Source organism: Bradyrhizobium sp. SZCCHNR3119 (genome assembly GCF_032487775.1).
GTDB lineage: Bacteria > Pseudomonadota > Alphaproteobacteria > Rhizobiales > Xanthobacteraceae > Bradyrhizobium.
Window position 1 is genome coordinate 2,971,780 of record NZ_JAUEUV010000001.1, and the last position, 16,332, is coordinate 2,988,111.

A 16,332-nucleotide genomic window follows, 5' to 3' on the forward strand; every position below is an offset into this window, starting at 1 on the left:
TGGTTTCCCCAAGATGAAGCGACACGGGACCGCCATTGTGTGTCAGCGTATGGCGGTCCCACATTTTTTCCGCATCTCCCCTCCCAAGTCCCTTCTCCCAGCTCCCTTCGCTTTCGCGCCGCTTCGCTGTTCGGTTGCGATCCTTCGCAGGAACTGCCGGGGTGACGGATTGGCCTATTTACAAACCGTCTAGACGGTTTTTATATGACGCAACCCAATTCGGGGTGGGACGTGCGCGGCGTCAAGCCGCCAACTGGAGACTGAGGACATGAAGATCAAAGCCGCCGGATATGGGCTGACGGCGCTGCTTGCGACGCTGCCCTGCGCAGGCGCAAATGCCGCCGATCTGCCGGCCAACACGTACAAGGCGCCGGCCTACATGCAGCCCGCGCCGGCCCCGTTTTCCTGGACGGGATTCTACGTCGGCGCCAATGTCGGCGGCGGCTTCACTGGCGCCAACGCGTACAGCAATTTCGGCGGAGGGGCCGGCGGTAAGCTCTCCGGCGCGATCGGCGGGCTGCAGGCCGGCTACAATTACCAGCTGTCGCCGATGTTCGTGGTCGGTATCGAGAACGACCTTGCGTTCGGCAATCTGTCTCACAAGGCCGATCTGGTGAGCCCGGAGATCAGTGTGCCCTGGCTGAGCACCGGCCGCGCCCGCGCCGGCATCGCGGTGCTCGATTCGCGGCTGCTACTTTACAGCACCGCCGGCCTTGCCGCCGGCGAATTGAAGGACGGTCCTGTCCATAAGATGAAGATGGGCTGGGTCGCCGGCGGCGGCGCCGAATGGGCGTTCGCGCCGAAATGGTCGGCCAGGCTCGAATATCTCTACATCGACCTCAAGCACGACAATCTGCCGGACTGGAACGCGGCCAAGATCCACACCGTCAGCGTCGGCGTGAACTACCATTTCGATCTCTTCCGCTGAGATAACGCGCTCCGGGGCCGCCACGTCCAACGTTTGGCCCCCGTGCGGCGGCTCGCTTGTCCGGTCGAACCCGCCGCACGCGCGGTCCGCCTGCCCCGGCGGACCGCGTCGGCGGCTTGTCCGCATCTGCCAGCGTGCGGGCAAATTTTCGCCCTCGCTGCCTTGTCACCCCCGCCATCGTGCCCTAGAACACGGCCCAACCACGGGGGCCATGCCCCTGATTTGCGCCCGGAGAGGTGGCAGAGTGGTTGAATGCACCGCACTCGAAATGCGGCATAGGTGCAAGCCTATCGGGGGTTCGAATCCCTCCCTCTCCGCCATTTGCCGCCGATTGTACGCTACAGCCCGAAATATCTTGAAGATCAGCGACGGCATTCCGGTCGTTGGGATTGGGCCGTAAGGCCCCAAAAGCAGTCGATCATGGCGCTAGGGCAGCGACCGGAACCCCCAAGATGCGCAGCGTTCGACGATCTAGCCAAGCGGTCAGACCATCAAGCGTTTGCAGGCCATACTCCACCGCGCCGAAACCGACGACCACCTGACGCCGTTCGCGGCTTGGGTGAAGCTGGCGCAAGGTCAATACGGTCTTGCCGTCGGTTTGCTCATCGAAGGTAACCGTCATGTAGAAGCGCTCAGGGTCGTTGAGGTCCGGGGTACCATAGTCCACCACGATCAGTTCGTTGGGCACGATCTTCAAGAAGCGCATGAGGTTGGGAAAGCGCTGCTCTTGGCCCTCGAATACGCCCACCATGTCGAAGCGCCATTGCCCTCCCTCGCGGATATCGGCCTCGTGGTTCTCGATGCTGAGGCCAGCCGGGCCGTACCATTGCGCCAGCGCTTCCGGATCCATCCAAGCGGCGAAAACCTTATGTCGCGGGTGCTTCAGCACCTTGACGACCACGATCTCACGGTCGAGCGACCAGGTCTCAAATAGTTTTTCCATCGTCGTTCTCTTCCGTCCCGTCCAAATAGGCTTCCAACCGGTCGAGCCGCGCGGCCCAGCGTCGACGCTCCGCTTCCATCCAATTGGCCGCCTCCTCGAAGCGCGCTCGTTCCAGTCGGCACCAGCGACTGCGTCCGCGCTTCTCGCTGGCGATCAATCCGCAATCTTCCAGCACCTTGAGATGCTGAGCGAAGGAGGGCAGCGCCATATCGAAGGGCTCCGCGAGGGCGCTGACCGGCAACTCTCCCTCGGCCAGACGCGACACCACCGCCCGGCGTGTCGGGTCACTGAGAGCATGGAAGGCAAGGTCGAGTGGGGCCGAATGATAAGGCATGCGCGACGGTAAGGCGGATCGTCCACATGCGTCAACAATAATAAGGCACTTGCCTTTGTATCTCATTTCATTAATAAGGTATGTGCCTTACTATTAGGAGAGGCCAATGGCAGTACGTGTCGACCTTCTTATCTCGCTCGACGGTTTCGCAACGACGACCGACCAGACACCCGAAAACCCGTTCGGCCCCGATTGGACGCGCCTTGTTGCAGCATATGTGGCCACAAGGACGTTTCGAGAGCGCGTGCTCAAAGACACCAGCGGCAAAGGCACCACCGGCCTCGACGATGAGTATGCGAAAGATTATTTCACCAACATTGGCGCCGAGATCATGGGGGCCGGCAAGTTCGGCCTGCACAACTTTCCCGATGATCCGGACTGGAAGGGCTGGTGGGGCGACGAGCCGCCATTTCACTGCCCGGTCTTCGTCCTGACGCACACGCCGCGGCCTTCCATCGAGATGGCCGGAGGCACCACGTTCCACTTCCTCGCGGCCGATCCGGTTGATGCGCTGCAGCGCGCCGAGAGAGCCGCAAACGGCAAGGATGTTCGGATAGGCGGCGGACCCACCATGGTCCGCGCCTATCTCAAGGCTGGACTTGTGGACCGCATCCATGTCGCCATTGCTCCAATTCTGCTGGGGCGGGGCATACGCCTCTGGGACGAGTTGCGCGGATTGGAGGCCGGCTACACCACCAAGACCGAAACGGCCGAGAGCGGGACCGTCCACCTCACGTTCCAGCGCTAGCCATCGGCCATCGACTTACGGCGGTCATCGGCTATCCAAACTTGGCCCTTGGCTGCCTTCTTCTTTCTACCCTCGAACGAGCTCCAACTCTTCCTGGTTTCATAACCGTACGCAGACCGACCGTTTCCCACCGATATTCATCGGTCACCCGTGGTTCAATTTAAGAGGGCTATGGCGTAAACGTAGTTCTCCGTTTCGTCGTTCTCGGTCCGCCATACAACGCAATCCGATGGTATCCGGCCGTTGTTGTTAGTCCGCTGTGGCCCCCCACCGCTCGGAAGCGATCATTGACTCCGTATTCTTCGATGCTCCGCTCTGCCTCTGAATCCCGCTGGAGCTATTGCCAGGCGAACATCGCCGGTATCGTCGAGCTTGGCTCATGGCGCGGCCGCGGCTCTCCCGGTCTCAGGCCCCATTTTCATGACGAGACCCAGATCGTGATGGTTCTGTCGGGATCCCGGGTGTTTCTTATCGACGGCACGACGGTGACGGTGGCGGCGGGACAGGCCGCCTGTATTCCGGCGGGGATGCTGCACGTCCCGCTCGCGACCACGGAAGACGAAACGATTTGCCTTAACGCCTACATTCCAGCGGGCGGTTCCGCGCAATCTTTGGAGGTCTTCGACATCCAGTATGGCCGGTCGAGCGCAGGCCGGACCTCCGGAGACGAATTCCTGCGGGTCCGGGATAAAATCGCATCCCACGTGGCCCTTCGTCCAACCGTGAAAGCTGACCAAGAGAAGCTCCGCGCGACTTTGACGAACAGCTTCGGGCGGATCGGAGAAATCGCCGCAAGTCTCGGCCAAAGCCGTGAAGGATTCAGCCGGCTGGTGACGCGCGAACTTGGCATCGCCCCCCATGCTTTCAGAGTCCTCACGCGGTTGAACATGGCGCGACGCTTGTTGCGAGAAGGCCAGCCGATAGCTGCCGCGGCAGCCGACACCGGCTTCGCTGATCAAAGCCATCTGACGCGATTGTTTCGTCGAACATTCGGAACCACACCGGGTCTCTACTGGCACGGCTGAATCCGGTCACAAACGTTCCAGACTCGCCGACTCGCGAACGGATACCCCTCTCGTGATCGGAGAGAGCGAGCATGCACTTCACTACGGGCGCGGCTTTAATGGTGGCCGGCGTGGCCGGCGGCCTCATCAATGCGCTGGCCGGCGGCGCGACGCTCATTACATTTCCGGCGATGTTGGCGGCAGGATTGCCAGCCGTTGCCGCTAATGCGTCCAACGCGGTTGCAATTTCACCTGGTCATTTGATCGCGGCCCTCGCCGATCGCGCGAAGCTGCCGGTCTTGACGAGTCGCGCGGTGTCGTTTGTCGCTGTCGCCGTCCTGGGAGGAGCGACCGGGGCGATCGTCTTGTCGCTCCTGCCCGAGCGCCTCTTCACCTTGCCGGTCCCAGCCCTGATCGCGTTGTCAACGCTGCTCTTTGCCTTCGCGCCGCAAATCCAGGCGTCGACCGTCCGTCACTACAGCACCGGCAGTTCGGTGCCGGGTGGTCTCAGCGCGGCGTTCATCGGGACAGCTTGCATCTACGGGGGATTCTTCGGCGCCGGTCTGGGCGTCATCCTGACGGCCGTCTTGTCGATCACCGAACCGAACGACATCCGTGCGATAAAGGCCCTGAAGAATCTGCTCGCAACCTGTGTGGCATTCGCCGCGACCGTCATCTTCATCGTCCAGGGAGCCGTGCGGTGGCCGGAGACAACTGTTATGCTTTTTGGAGCGATGATTGGCGGATATGGCGGCGGTTACCTGATTCGCGTTCTTCCGGCGAACTACGTGAGACGATTCGTAATCGTCGCGGGGGCGGCAATGACCGTGATTTATGCAAGACGATACTGGCTGTAGCCGTGCATTAGGTAGCAATGGCGCAGATATCGTTCTCATCCTCATCTCGCACGACCCGCCATAAAAGCGAGAAGTGTAACCCATGTGTTCGGTACGCAATTTCACCTATCTCTCGGGTCGCTCAACGACGCCGTCGCCGGCAGCTTTGAGAGCGTGTCCGGCCCGCGCTCGCGAGGGCGTGGTGGAATTCGCCGGCCGCCAATGGTGATCGCGATTCCGAGTTTCCAGACCGATTTTGCGAGTAACTTAAGCGCCAGATAGGCGCCGCTAAAGATGGGCCAATAGGTCGCCTGCTTCAATCCATCTCCGACATACGCCAGATCGCGGGGGCCGGACCAGCCGGGATCGGGTGGAATCGTGCACAGAGTTGCTTCCGTGAGGGTGTTGAGATCCAGGCTGCAGATATCGTACCCACGCAGGAAGTATAAAGTCTGCGGACTGCGGTAACAGAGGCCAGAAATGGGGCCGTTGCCAAGATAGATCCGCTGCACGTTGCCCGTCACCGTGTTCGGGAGCGCTCCATCGACCCTGTAGATGCCCGCTTTTACAACTATTCCATTTTTGCCACCCAAGTCACCGGTCGACAAATAGAGTGTGTCGCCGTCGCCGAATGTGAAGTCGCCGCTCATATAGGCGGGTATCTCCTGACTGGGCTTGCATGGGTTGGGAATGGTCAGTTGCGAAGGATAGATCGTGACGTAAGGAACCGCAGAACCATTTTCGAGGAAAGAGATTTGAAAGATCTGCTCTCCTATCTGTTGAGCGCCCTGGCTCGTATCATAGGAGCTGAAGTAGACGCGCTCCTGCCCGAAGCCGATCATTCGCACCCTGACTTTGGAAAGATACACCTGGTAGGCCAGCGGTTCGACGTAGATGAGTACGTCGGTTTTCGGGCCCTGGGTCTTGTGGATCTCAGCATCGCTTGGGCCGCAGACCAGCTCGAATTCTTTGTCGGCAGTGAATGCCAGGCTCTGCACGTTTCCGCTGCCGGTATGAACTGGATATGGCGGCAGAGTTGGATTATCTGCGTCGATCTGCCATACGACATCGCTCCAATCGCAAACCGCAAATTTTGCCAAGTCCGAACCCTCCTGATCCTTTTGAGAAATAAAGTTCGGAACTGCCGAAGAGTCGTTGACCTGGATCAGGCAACGTCGTTGACCAATCCGTCCTGCGCGTAGCGGCGCCCAGGCAGGCGACGACTATCCCCCGTGGCCGCCGACTTCCGGTCGATTTCCGCCGCGCACCAACCATCGCGGCAAATGCAGAATCCGGCATGAAGTCTCCATGCCGGCACTTAGAGGATTATGGCGTAGACACACTGCTCATCCTCATCGTTCGTGGTCCGCCATGCTTGGCCGCGTCATGGCCGTTCGGACAGGCTGACGCGCCTCACGCCCGCCGCCCGACCATCAGCAGGATGCCGCCGAACTGCGGCAGCAGCGCCAGCAGCACCAGGCGCAGCATGGCGAAATCATCCGCCGCCGGCTTCACCAGGCCATGGGAGACCCAGGCGACCAGCTTGATCGCGGCCTCGGTCTGCGGATCGGCGGTCTGCGTCACCGACTGCAGCGCGGCGTCCAGCGTGCGCCGGCGCTCGGCCACCTCGGCTTCGCGCTCCCTGCAGAACTTGCCGACGCCGCTCTTGCATTCGCGGTCGCGCGCGATGGTGGCGTCGGCGAGCTGCGCCTGCGCGGCCTCGATCGCCGGCGTCGTCCGCGAGGAGCGTGCGAACGCGACCTCGCTGATATTGGTGGAGGCGAAGCCGATTCCTGCGGTGACTGCGAACACGAAGGTCATCGACCACACCGTCCAACCCGCGAGCGCGGTGGCGCGGTGGCGCTCGTGCCAGAGTCTGGCGGCGCAGGTCGGCATCACCAGCGCGACCAGGTCGGCGGCGACGCCGATCGCCAGAAACATCCAGCCCGCGACATGGCTCGAGCCGAGCGACTGCGCGAACCAGCCGTTCATGGCCATGCCGACGAGAGCGAGCGCGAACGCGGCCGCCTGCAGCAGATAGGGCGCAAGGTTGCGCCGCGCAGCTGCGCTGGCCGGTGCTGCGGCTGGCGTCGTCGCAGGCGAAGCCGAGGCGGCGATTGGCCCGGCCCCTGCCCATGCGCTTGCGGTTTCTTCGATCCGCGCGCGGTCGGCGATCGACGGCCGCTTCGCCTCCGCCTCGACCAGCTCCAGGAAATCCGGCGCGATCAGCGAGTCCGCGGCGTAGAGATCGTCGTCCGCATCACTGGCGGCCTTCAGCCTGGCCTGGGCCTTGTTCGCTTCGGTCTTGCTGGTCTGGGTCTTGTTGGTTGAAGTCTTGGCTCGCTTGCGCGGCTTGGTCGCGGGCGAGCGCTTGGCGCGGGTCGCCGGCTTCTTGGGCTGGTGCCAGGGAATGATTGACGCAACTGACTCGTCGGCCATCGGAGCCGCTCCATTCGGTCGCGATGCGGCGGCGCGCGGGCGTGCAGGCAAGCACGCTGTCGCGCCGGCATCAGGTTGATATGAGACCGGGAGCTAGGCCTTGGGCCCGTCCAGGGCGGGCCTCTTGATCGATTTACGGCTTGGCCGGCATCGCGCGAAAAAATTGGCGTAGCGATCGCGCGCCATGGCCGCTGATGATGCGGGCGGGCTCGCGGAATGCGAACGCGACGTAATGAGGTCGGCGTCCGAAAAAGGTTCTGCTCCGCGCGGGGCCGGGCCGGTCAGCCGAACGCCCAACACCCACTCTTAACGAATGGTTAACACGGATTCGCCGGTGGCGAAACGGCGCGGCGTGGTTGTCGGCGCGGTCAGCGACACTAGGCGGCAAAGGTGCGGCTTTGGGGACACAGGGTTGATCGCTGCGCTGGCGCGCGACTCTTTTCCCCCAGGTATTCAAGAATATCAGAATCGATTCGCTCGGGTGGCGTTCTGGAGCGCTACCCGCATGATAATATTCCTGGATGCCATGCCCTTGCGGTTCAGATCTGGATTTTGAGCGGTGTTGCGGTCCGTTCTTGAGCGGGGATGAGAACCCCCCGACGGCCGAAGCGTTGATGCGCTCGCGCTACACTGCCTACGCGAGAGGCAACATCGACTACATCGCGCAAACGCTCGCGCCGGAGAAACGCGGAACATTGGACGCCGAAGCCGCCACGGCGTGGGCTACGCAGGCCAAATGGCTCGGCCTGAAAATCCTGTTTGTTGAAGGCGGCCAGCAGGCAGATGCGACGGGCGTAGTGTCCTTCATTGCGACTTACCAACAGGGCGGTCAAACCATTGCGCATCACGAAGTCTCGCAGTTTGGTCGGCGAGACGGCGACACGTGGCGATTCGTCGAGGGCAATGCGAGCGCGCGCGTCATTGACGGGCGGCGGGAAGGCACGATGCGGAGCGCGGCAAAAGTCGGCCGCAACGGTCCCTGCCCGTGCGGGAGCGGCAAGAAATACAAAAAATGCTGCGGAGCTTAGGTCGGCGCATTCGGGTGCGCGCGCGTCTGCAGCATCTCCTGAGGGCACCGGACGCGATATCGAGACTCGTTCACGAGTCGCGGTCCATCGTTCGTGCGTGAGGCCGAGTGCCTGTCAGGCAGATCGCGTTCATGTTGAAACGAATGACCGCTGCGGAACGACCACAACCACGCCGGCTCTCTTCAGTTCTGAGTCAAAATTTCTATTTCGCTTTTTCGGAAATCGTGTTATCTCTTCGCTATCCCGCCTCGCTGCGAGGGGCGTATCGCGGTCGTCACGAACGTGAGGCGGGGAGCGGTGGCCGCGACGGTGTTGCCCGACGAGCAGCATCGGTCGGTGCGCGCGTGAGGCTTTCGGCGGGCAGGTACCAAGCCCGTCGTTTCCAGGCCTTGTGTGATGCGTCTTCGCGGACGGCCAAGCCGTGTGGTCCTGACACCCCGACGCTGGTGTCTTCGCGCTGATGCGACAGCATCATGCGCAACGTGGTGGCCAGAAAGCCCGGCGCACCAGGGAGAGCACGGAGCAACCGTAAATCCATCGCGCAGGGAAGGCCGGGTCGTTCCGGCTGAACCTGTGGTTCCTACCCCGTGCATTTCTCACCGCACGGGGGCCACGGGCCTCAGCCGAGGCCCGGCCTTCCCTGCGCCCTCGCATTCTCCAGAGGGCGAGCCAAGCCCAAGCCTCGGGTGCCACGCGGCCCGCGAGAACGCCTGCGGCTACCCGTTGTTTGACATCGCCGTCGCGCGCGCTGACCCCACGCAAACGGAGGTGAGGTTGCGGTCGCGGCGCTTCAACTCATTGTCAGGGCAAGTGATCCTGCGGGCCGAAACCCGGCGGGTATCCAAAATCTTAACCTTTTCGAGCTTCGATGGGGGGTGCAAAGGACCCTGATATGGCAGTCGGAATTCAGCAACATTTCCTTCCCCGGTCGGCCAAAGCCGTCGCGTTCGACAGGACGGCACCGCTGAAGGGGAGCGCGGTGCGGATGAGCCCCGCGCTGCGCTATTCCTCGCCGCGGCCTTGGCTGCTGGCGGCCTCGATCAGCGGCGCCATGTGGGCCGGCATCATCTGGGCGGTCTGGCGCATCCTCTGATCGTCCAGTTTTCAGCGACTTAAGATAGGCTCCGGCTTCACGCTGCCAGCAGCCTTGCGCTCGCCGCGTGTGCGGCATCGGGCATTCGTATCAGCTTGGGGAAGGCGCGATCAGCGCATCGCGCGCGGCTTGATCGCGGCGCTCTGTCCGGTGCGATCCCATGCGGTATTGGCTTCGCGCGCGTAGTAATAGGCGCCCATGAAAATGATCGGCATCAGCGCGAACTGGATGAACAGCTCGACCTCGCCGATCGTCCTCAGCGTCACGAAGGCGATGAAGCCCAGGAAGAAGCAGCCCTCCGGCTGCGGATCGCGCAGCACCCAGCGCACGACGTTGAACACCACCGTGATGACGGTGGCGGCGGCCAGGAAGATTCCGGTGAGGCCCAGCTCGACGCCGATCTCCAGCCAGAGATCGTGAAAGTGGAAGCCGGACCGGGTGTAGATGTAGAAGAACGCCCAGAACTGTTCGGCCGCCCGGTTGCCCTCCACCCAGAACGCCTGCAGGCCGACCCCGCCGAGCGGATGGTTGGCGATCACGTCGGTCGCATAGGACCAGAGCAGGGTGCGCCCGGTCAGGCTGGTGTCCTTGCCGATCGACAGCAGCAGCACCTCGAACAGATTGTCGACCGAGAGAAACGCGATGCCGAGCCCGGCCAGCACCACGACGGCCGCGATCAGGATGGTCGAGATCCGCGCATTCGCGGACATCTGCCGCAGCAGGAACGGGATGAAGGATGCGAACAGCGCCACGCCGGCGCCAAGCAACGCGCCTTCCGACCCCGCTGCGATCAGCAGCGACGGGGCGCCGAACAGCGCGCCGAGCGCAACGAACCGCGTGATTTTCGGCTGCTTGCTGTCGAGCATCACCCAGCAGCTCGCCAGCATCGCCAGCGCGACCGCGAGGCCAAAGCTGTTCTTGGCGCCGAAGATGCCGGTCTCGTATTGGCTCGCCACCACCGAGGCCAGGAAGGCGTACATCAGGTTGGCGATGTAGCGGTAGGCCGGCAGGCTCTGCGCAAACAGGATCGCGATGTAGATCGTGATCGCGATCTGCGCGGCGGCACGGGCCGACAGCGCCGGCTGATCCGACCACACCATCGACAGCGCGCCGAACAGCGGCAGCATCCAGGGCAGGAAATTCCAGAAGATCACCCGCTGGGCCTGCAGCGGATAGAGCCCGCTGTAGAGCAGGGCGGAGCCGAGCATGATGACGGCCGGAATGGTCGGGACGGCCTGGATGAAGGCCAGCGACACCGCGCAACAAAGCCAGGCCGCCCAGGCGATATGGCGTTGCCAGTTCGCGCTGCGCAGCACATCGTTTCTCGCCGGATTCCTCGCCAGCAGGCTCATCCTGATCCAATCACATGCACCGCGCGTCCCGCGCGGCGGTTCAAAGCAGGCGATATAGCAGGCGGAGGCCTGCGCGCCTATATTCATCGTGCCGGGTAGGCCGCCCCTCCCGACAGGCCGGGTTAGTTACACCATGCCGAGCAGCCTGCGGCTGCGCAGCACCACCTGCTCCAAGAGGCGGCTCACCAGAAAACTGCAGGTGCTCCAGCGGATCAGGAACGGGGCCAGAAACGCGCCGACGTCGCGCGCCTTCACCGCGTCGATGACGTTGAGCCACTGCACCCGCGCATCGATCGATTCATAGTGCTGGCGGATCAGCCGGCGCTCGTCCGCCGTCAGTGTGGTCAGGCGCAGCAGGCTCTTGTCGCTGTCGCGCAGCCGCTCGAGGTCGCGCTTGGTGTGGTTGCCGCTCAGGGAGCCCGCGCGGACGACGGAGACATAAGTGGCGGACGGGATCACCCGGAACACAGCGCCGGCCGCGAGCGCGCGCGCGTAGAGCGCGAAATCCTCGCCGAGGCGCAGCTCCTCGTCGTAACGCAGGCCGTGCTGGACCAGGAACGCCCGCCGCAGCATCGGTTTGAGAAAGCCGTATTCCTTGCGCAGCCGCCCGGCCTGGCTGATGTTGCCGGCGACAAAGGTCGCGAGGTCGAGCGTGACGGTTTGATCGAGGCCGAGCAGCGGACTGCCGTTCGCTGTCTCAGCGCCTTCCCTGACCTGCAGCAGGTCGTCCGCGACGAGGTCCGCCCCGTCGGAGACCGATAACAGGCCGCGGAGGCGGTCCGGCGCGAAGTAGTCGTCACCGTCCAGGATGGTGACCCAGGGCGCATCGGACAAGGCCAGCGCGCGATTGCGCGCCGCGGCAGGGCCGCCATTGCGCTCCATCCGTTCCAGATGCAGCCGGGCCCCGAACTCGTCGATCAGAGCTGCGACAACCGCTGCCGTGTCGTCGGTCGAGCGGTCGTCGACCACGATCACGCGATTCGCCTCCGGCGCTGCGAGCGCGGAGCGCACCGCTCGCGCGATCGTGCCGGCGTTGTTCCAGACGGCGATGATGACGTCGACTGAGGCCGGCAATATCCGCTCCGATCGCTCCGCGGTCATTCACTTGCTCCTGACCGCTCCGTCGGCAGGGGACGCGTATAGGCTCGCACCCAGTCGATCGAATAGAGGGCCGGAAACTTGGTCCACGCATTCGGGGCCCCGGGCCAGCCGCCGCCGACCGCCAGGTTGATCAGCATGTACATCGGCTGGTGCAGGTCCTGCGGCGTCGACGCGCTCGCGACTTCTATATCGTCGAAGAACCAGTTGATCGTGTCCTTGGTCCACTCGACCGAATAGGTGTGAAAGTCGGCCGAGGCATCGGGAATATCGATCGGCTTGGTTTCGAACGAATGCTTGCCGCCGGCATTGCTGTGCCAGGACATGTAGACCTTGCTCGGATTGTCACCGAGGATTTCCAGCACGTCGAGTTCGGGCGGCCAGGCGCCGTTCGCGGGCAGGAGCCAGAAGGCCGGCCACAATCCCTTGCCGCGCGGCACCTTAGCTCGGATTTCGAACACCCCATATTGCTGCGAGAAGGATGCCTTCGTGGTCAAAAGTCCCGATGCGTAGGAACGCCCCCAGGCGACGCTGCGCACCTTCTCGTCCAGCGGCTCGGCGACGATGTCGAGTTTGCCGCTTCCTGTCCGGAACGGATTGAGGTTCAGGCTGGTCGATCCGGTCCCGGCGAATTTGGGATCGACATAGACTTCGAGCTCGCCATTGTTCACCAGGGTTCTGCTGTGGACCGAGGTCGGGCCGCCATAGCCGAAATTGGTCCGCCACCGTCCGGGCGACGAGGCACCGTCCTCCAGGTCGAGGCTCAGCTGGTCGAACTCGTCGGCGAAGCTGGGCACGAGACCGCTGCGATCCAACTCGATCTGAACCGAGCCAAGAACGTCCTTGTCCGCACCGACGACCGTCAACTCCTGGCCGCCACCGAGATCGATCACAATATCCGGTCCGGCAGTGGTAGCACGAGCTCGCAACTGATCGAGGCTCAGCGCGGTGAAGCCGACCAGCCTGATCTTCTGCCCGGCAGCTGGGTGGAATTCCTCGATCCGCTTGCTGCCTTGGCCCTTGCCGATGACGAACACGTGTCCGCGTTCGGCGCTGGTCAATACCTCGGCGCTGGCACCTGGTCGCTCATCGACATGCGCGGTTGCGCCGGACATGATCCCGGCGATCGCAACGACAAACAGCCAGGCGCGCGGCCGCAGCGGCATCCTCGCGCGGTTGGCGGAGCGGGGCGTTGCTGGTCGAGTATTGCGTTTCATGATGCCGTCCGCCGCAGACCTGCGTCTGCCTGTTGCGTTGCCGTCGCCTTGATTGCAGCAACAATGCCGGCATACGCCTGCTCGGCCGAAAAATGCTGCTTTACCGTCTTCAGCCCGTCCGCTCCCAGGCGCTTGCGCCGCTCCGCGTCGCCGAGGAGAGCGATCACCGCAGAGGCAAAACCGGGCGCGGTGTCTTCGACGAAAACGCAGCCGCTCACGATGTCGCTGACGCCCTGCAGCGTGGTCGATGTCACCACCATGGCCTTGCCCTTTGACAAGCCCTCGATCAGCTTGATCTTGAGGCCGGATCCGGCGCGGAGCGGCGAAATCACGACCGATGCTTCAGCATAGAGGCTTTCGAGATCGTCCACGACGCCCAAGAGCCTGGTTGCGACGGGCGTGCCGGAGACCGCGTTGCAGACGCTCCCCGCTATCAGGAGTGATGCGTTCGGCCGTTCGCGGCGAATCCGCGGCCAGCAGGTCTCGATGAACCAGTTGATCCCGTCGCTGTTCGGCGCGGTCGAGCTGCCGACGAACAGCAGGATGTCAGCTGCGCCCGGCTGCGGTTCGCTAACGGGATCGGCGGCAATCGGCGCGAGGACGATCTCATGACGAGGCAACTCCCGCTGCAGCATCGCAGCCTCGTCGCGCTGAATCGCAACCACGATTTCAGCAGCGGCAAGCATGCGGAGTTCCTGGTCGAGGGAGAGCGAGGCGACGGTATCAGCGGCATTCAAGCGTGCAAATTGCGAGGTCCGACTCGAAAACAGATCGTGCATGATGACGACGCGCCGCGCATCGGGGCGCAGCGCATAGGGGAAGGCGTCGGTGAGGAAGCAGTAGTCCGCGATCTGGACGTCCGAGATCGAGGGCGCCTCGCGCGCGACAAAGATCTGATCTTGCCGTGTCATCGGCTGGGCTATCGCGTAAGCCGCCGGCCGCGTGAGAGGGCGCGAAAGCATGCCGCTGCGAAGAAGCAGGCGGTCGAAGACCGCCACAGACGCCTTGATCGCCAGCCGCGGGTCGCGCGCGATCACATAACGTCCCAGACGAAACGTCCCTCGGACCTTGATGGTCTTGAAGACGTCCATGTCGGCGGAGAATTTGAGAAACGGCCATCGCCCCATCATCACCGGCGAGGGGACCCGCAAATGAACGTCGTATCCCTTCGCTGCAAGGAAGCCGGCGATCTCGAGCAGGTAGCGCGAGCTTCCGTTGTTGCGTGCCGTGATGCGCTGCCGGCTCAAGATGCAGATCTGCTGTCGCCGCGGTTTTTCGATCGGCTTCGATCGAGGGATACGCCGAACCAAGGCATCCTTCAGCGGAATCCTGAGCAGCGCCGCGGCAGCGGGATTGCGGACCGCAATCCGGACCGCTTCGTCCAGCTTTCGACCCTTGAGGGCCCGCACCAATTCGTCGAAGGCGATGGCGCGCTCCACTGAACGCGCGCGTGCCTCGAACAGCGGCTGCAATTCCGCGGACGGCCACCGCCTGGCCCAGTCCTGCTCGACCTCACGTATCCGCATCAGCGCAAGTGTATTCAAGCGATGGGACAGGGAGGCGCCGTGGCGTCGATAGAAGTAGCCGAGTTGCGGCACGATCCAGAACCGCGCGCCAGCCAGCAACAGCCGGATCACCAGATTGTAGTCCTCGGCGATGATCAGCCGCTCGTCATAGCGAATGGCGTGCTTGGCCAGGAGCGAGGCACGAATGATCGGCTTGAGATAGCCGAAGGCGGGTCCGCCGCCATAAAGATTGTTGGCCGCGAGATAGTCGCGGGTGGAGAGCTGACGAGGCTCCGTCGCCCACGCTCCGTTCAGGAGCGTTTGCGGCGTCGCCCGGCGTTCGCTGTCGAACAGCAGCAGGTCATCGGCGATCATGTCGGCGCCGGTGGTGTCGCAGGCCCGAAGCAGCGACCGTAGACGATCAGGATGCATCAAATCGTCGCTGTCCATGATCGCAATCCAGCGGCCCCGGGCAACATCGATGGCACGATTGCGCGCGGCAGCGGCTCCGCTGTTGGTCTTGGATTCAACAAGCCTTATCCGGGGATCGTCGGCCATCAGGCGCCTGACGATGGAAACGCTGGCGTCGGAGGACGCGTCGTCGGAGACGATCACTTCAATGTCGTCTAGAGTTTGCCCGCATGCCGATCGGATCGCATCGGCCAGGAACGCCGCGCCGTTGTAGTTCGCGACGATGACGCTGACCTCGACGTCAGCGCCGGAACGTTCCTGTGCAGTCGCGGTCATGGCTTGTCCGCCGCTCCCAAAGCTGCGGGATAGGTGCTGCGCCCGCCCTGCCGTTGTCGTACGCGTGAAGCTTGGCGCAGGACCTCGACGATGAACCCAAACGAGAAGCCGAGATGCATCAGCATCGCTGCAAAGCCCGCCGCGCCTGCGCAGAGATTGCGTTGCCGGAGTCCTTCGATCGCGCCGAGGCTCAGGCTTGCTGCCGCCCACAACAGCGCGGGAACGGCAAAGACCGGTGAAACCGGCGCCAACAGCGACAGGCACACGGCCGGTCCCACCATGACCGGGATCAGCTGACGCAGCTTGGGCCGGCTCCGATGCTTCAGGATGTTCATCGCGCGCCCGCGCCCGAAATTGCGGTACTGCCGGAACAGCGACACCGGGCCTTTCCGTGGGTAATAGGTGATGTCGGCGCCGGCACACAGATAGATGCGAGCTCCGGCTGCACTCAGGCGAGCGTCGAGCTCGGCATCCTCGTTGTGCGAGAATGCCTCGTCATATCCGCCGACGGCGCGAAACGCCTTGACCTCCATCAGCGCATGATGGCCGTGATCGACAAATCGCCCTTCGGCTGCCTTGCGATGCGCCGATCCGCCGTTGCCGAGCCGGGAGTTCTGCGCGGCGGCGGCGGCCGTTTGAAAGCAGGTCGTGCCCGCGGCGATCATGCTGACGACGACCGATTGCGCCCCGGTCTCGGCCTGCGCCCGCAACAGACTGGTGCAATAGCCTGCCGGATAACCGGCATGTGCATCGACACGAACCAGATACGGCGCGAGGTCGCCATATTGTTCGACGGCCCGGTTGACGCCGCTGCTTTGAATTCGGCGTTCGTTGTGAACGATCGCGATGCGATCGTCACGTTGCGCGCACGCCGTCACGATCCCCAAGGTGCTGTCCGTGCTGCCGCCATCGGCAATGACGATCCTGCGCACGGTCTCCGGCGGCTCGGCCATGAAGGTCGCGAGCGTGTTCTCGATGTAGCGCTCCTCGTTGAGGCAAGGGATCACGACAATTGCTGCAGACGGCGCGTTGTGATCGGCTGAGGCTACGTTCGACATGA

At 63.3% G+C, this 16,332-nt stretch carries 15 protein-coding genes and 1 tRNA gene; 7 read left to right on the forward strand and 9 right to left on the reverse strand.

What is annotated here, in order from left to right:
- Positions 1-268 precede the first annotated feature (268 nt).
- Positions 269-928 (forward strand): outer membrane protein, encoded by a 660-nt coding sequence (locus tag QX034_RS13885; protein ID WP_315807164.1) that lies wholly within the window; start codon positions 269-271, stop codon positions 926-928.
- 230 nt (positions 929-1,158) lie between these two features.
- Positions 1,159-1,248, forward strand: a tRNA-Ser gene (locus tag QX034_RS13890).
- Between the two features lie 98 nt (positions 1,249-1,346).
- Here the strand turns inward: QX034_RS13890 and QX034_RS13895 are convergent.
- On the reverse strand, positions 1,347-1,871 hold the full coding sequence (locus QX034_RS13895) for an SRPBCC family protein (RefSeq protein ID WP_316195478.1): 525 nt from the start codon (positions 1,869-1,871) through the stop codon (positions 1,347-1,349).
- The gene (locus QX034_RS13900; RefSeq protein ID WP_315702038.1) at positions 1,855-2,205 is read right to left on the reverse strand and encodes a metalloregulator ArsR/SmtB family transcription factor; all 351 of its coding nucleotides are present in this window, start codon (positions 2,203-2,205) and stop codon (positions 1,855-1,857) included. The genes QX034_RS13895 and QX034_RS13900 overlap by 17 nt, the downstream gene beginning before the upstream one ends.
- 106 nt (positions 2,206-2,311) lie before the next feature.
- On the opposite strand from QX034_RS13900, the gene QX034_RS13905 reads away from it, so the two are divergent.
- From QX034_RS13905 to QX034_RS13915, 3 genes are all read left to right on the forward strand, one after another.
- Complete coding sequence (locus QX034_RS13905; protein WP_315702037.1) at positions 2,312-2,953, forward strand: dihydrofolate reductase family protein; 642 nt, start codon at positions 2,312-2,314, stop codon at positions 2,951-2,953.
- Between the two features lie 305 nt (positions 2,954-3,258).
- Entirely contained in the window at positions 3,259-3,978 is a 720-nt protein-coding gene (locus QX034_RS13910; RefSeq protein WP_315702036.1) for an AraC family transcriptional regulator, read from the forward strand.
- A 71-nt stretch (positions 3,979-4,049) separates the two neighbouring features.
- Complete coding sequence (locus QX034_RS13915) at positions 4,050-4,814, forward strand: sulfite exporter TauE/SafE family protein (protein WP_316195479.1); 765 nt, start codon at positions 4,050-4,052, stop codon at positions 4,812-4,814.
- Positions 4,815-4,915: 101 nt separating this feature from the next.
- On the opposite strand, the gene QX034_RS13920 is transcribed toward QX034_RS13915, so the two are convergent.
- Entirely contained in the window at positions 4,916-5,893 is a 978-nt protein-coding gene (locus QX034_RS13920; protein WP_315702034.1) for a hypothetical protein, read from the reverse strand.
- Positions 5,894-6,206: 313 nt separating this feature from the next.
- Entirely contained in the window at positions 6,207-7,232 is a 1,026-nt protein-coding gene (locus QX034_RS13925) for a hypothetical protein (RefSeq protein WP_315742628.1), read from the reverse strand.
- A 521-nt stretch (positions 7,233-7,753) separates the two neighbouring features.
- On the opposite strand from QX034_RS13925, the gene QX034_RS13930 reads away from it, so the two are divergent.
- Complete coding sequence (locus tag QX034_RS13930; protein WP_315702032.1) at positions 7,754-8,260, forward strand: YchJ family protein; 507 nt, start codon at positions 7,754-7,756, stop codon at positions 8,258-8,260.
- Between the two features lie 892 nt (positions 8,261-9,152).
- Positions 9,153-9,353: a hypothetical protein gene (locus QX034_RS13935; RefSeq protein WP_315807161.1), complete on the forward strand. Its 201-nt coding sequence runs from the start codon at positions 9,153-9,155 to the stop codon at positions 9,351-9,353.
- 110 nt (positions 9,354-9,463) lie between these two features.
- Here QX034_RS13935 and QX034_RS13940 read toward each other — a convergent pair whose 3' ends face one another.
- The 5 genes from QX034_RS13940 to QX034_RS13960 all read right to left on the reverse strand — a co-directional run bounded on the left by QX034_RS13940 (position 9,464) and on the right by QX034_RS13960 (position 16,330).
- On the reverse strand, positions 9,464-10,705 hold the full coding sequence (locus QX034_RS13940; protein ID WP_316195481.1) for an O-antigen ligase family protein: 1,242 nt from the start codon (positions 10,703-10,705) through the stop codon (positions 9,464-9,466).
- A gap of 126 nt (positions 10,706-10,831) precedes the next feature.
- A complete protein-coding gene (locus tag QX034_RS13945; protein ID WP_316195483.1) occupies positions 10,832-11,806 on the reverse strand; it encodes a glycosyltransferase family 2 protein in 975 nt (324 codons plus the stop codon).
- Positions 11,803-13,020, reverse strand: coding sequence for a glycoside hydrolase family 16 protein (locus QX034_RS13950; RefSeq protein ID WP_316195485.1), 1,218 nt, complete (start codon positions 13,018-13,020; stop codon positions 11,803-11,805). The genes QX034_RS13945 and QX034_RS13950 overlap by 4 nt, the downstream gene beginning before the upstream one ends.
- On the reverse strand, positions 13,017-15,272 hold the full coding sequence (locus tag QX034_RS13955) for a glycosyltransferase (RefSeq protein WP_316185340.1): 2,256 nt from the start codon (positions 15,270-15,272) through the stop codon (positions 13,017-13,019). The genes QX034_RS13950 and QX034_RS13955 overlap by 4 nt, the downstream gene beginning before the upstream one ends.
- On the reverse strand, positions 15,269-16,330 hold the full coding sequence (locus QX034_RS13960) for a glycosyltransferase family 2 protein (RefSeq protein ID WP_315767637.1): 1,062 nt from the start codon (positions 16,328-16,330) through the stop codon (positions 15,269-15,271). Before QX034_RS13960 ends, QX034_RS13955 begins: the two co-directional genes overlap by 4 nt.
- Positions 16,331-16,332 lie beyond the last annotated feature (2 nt).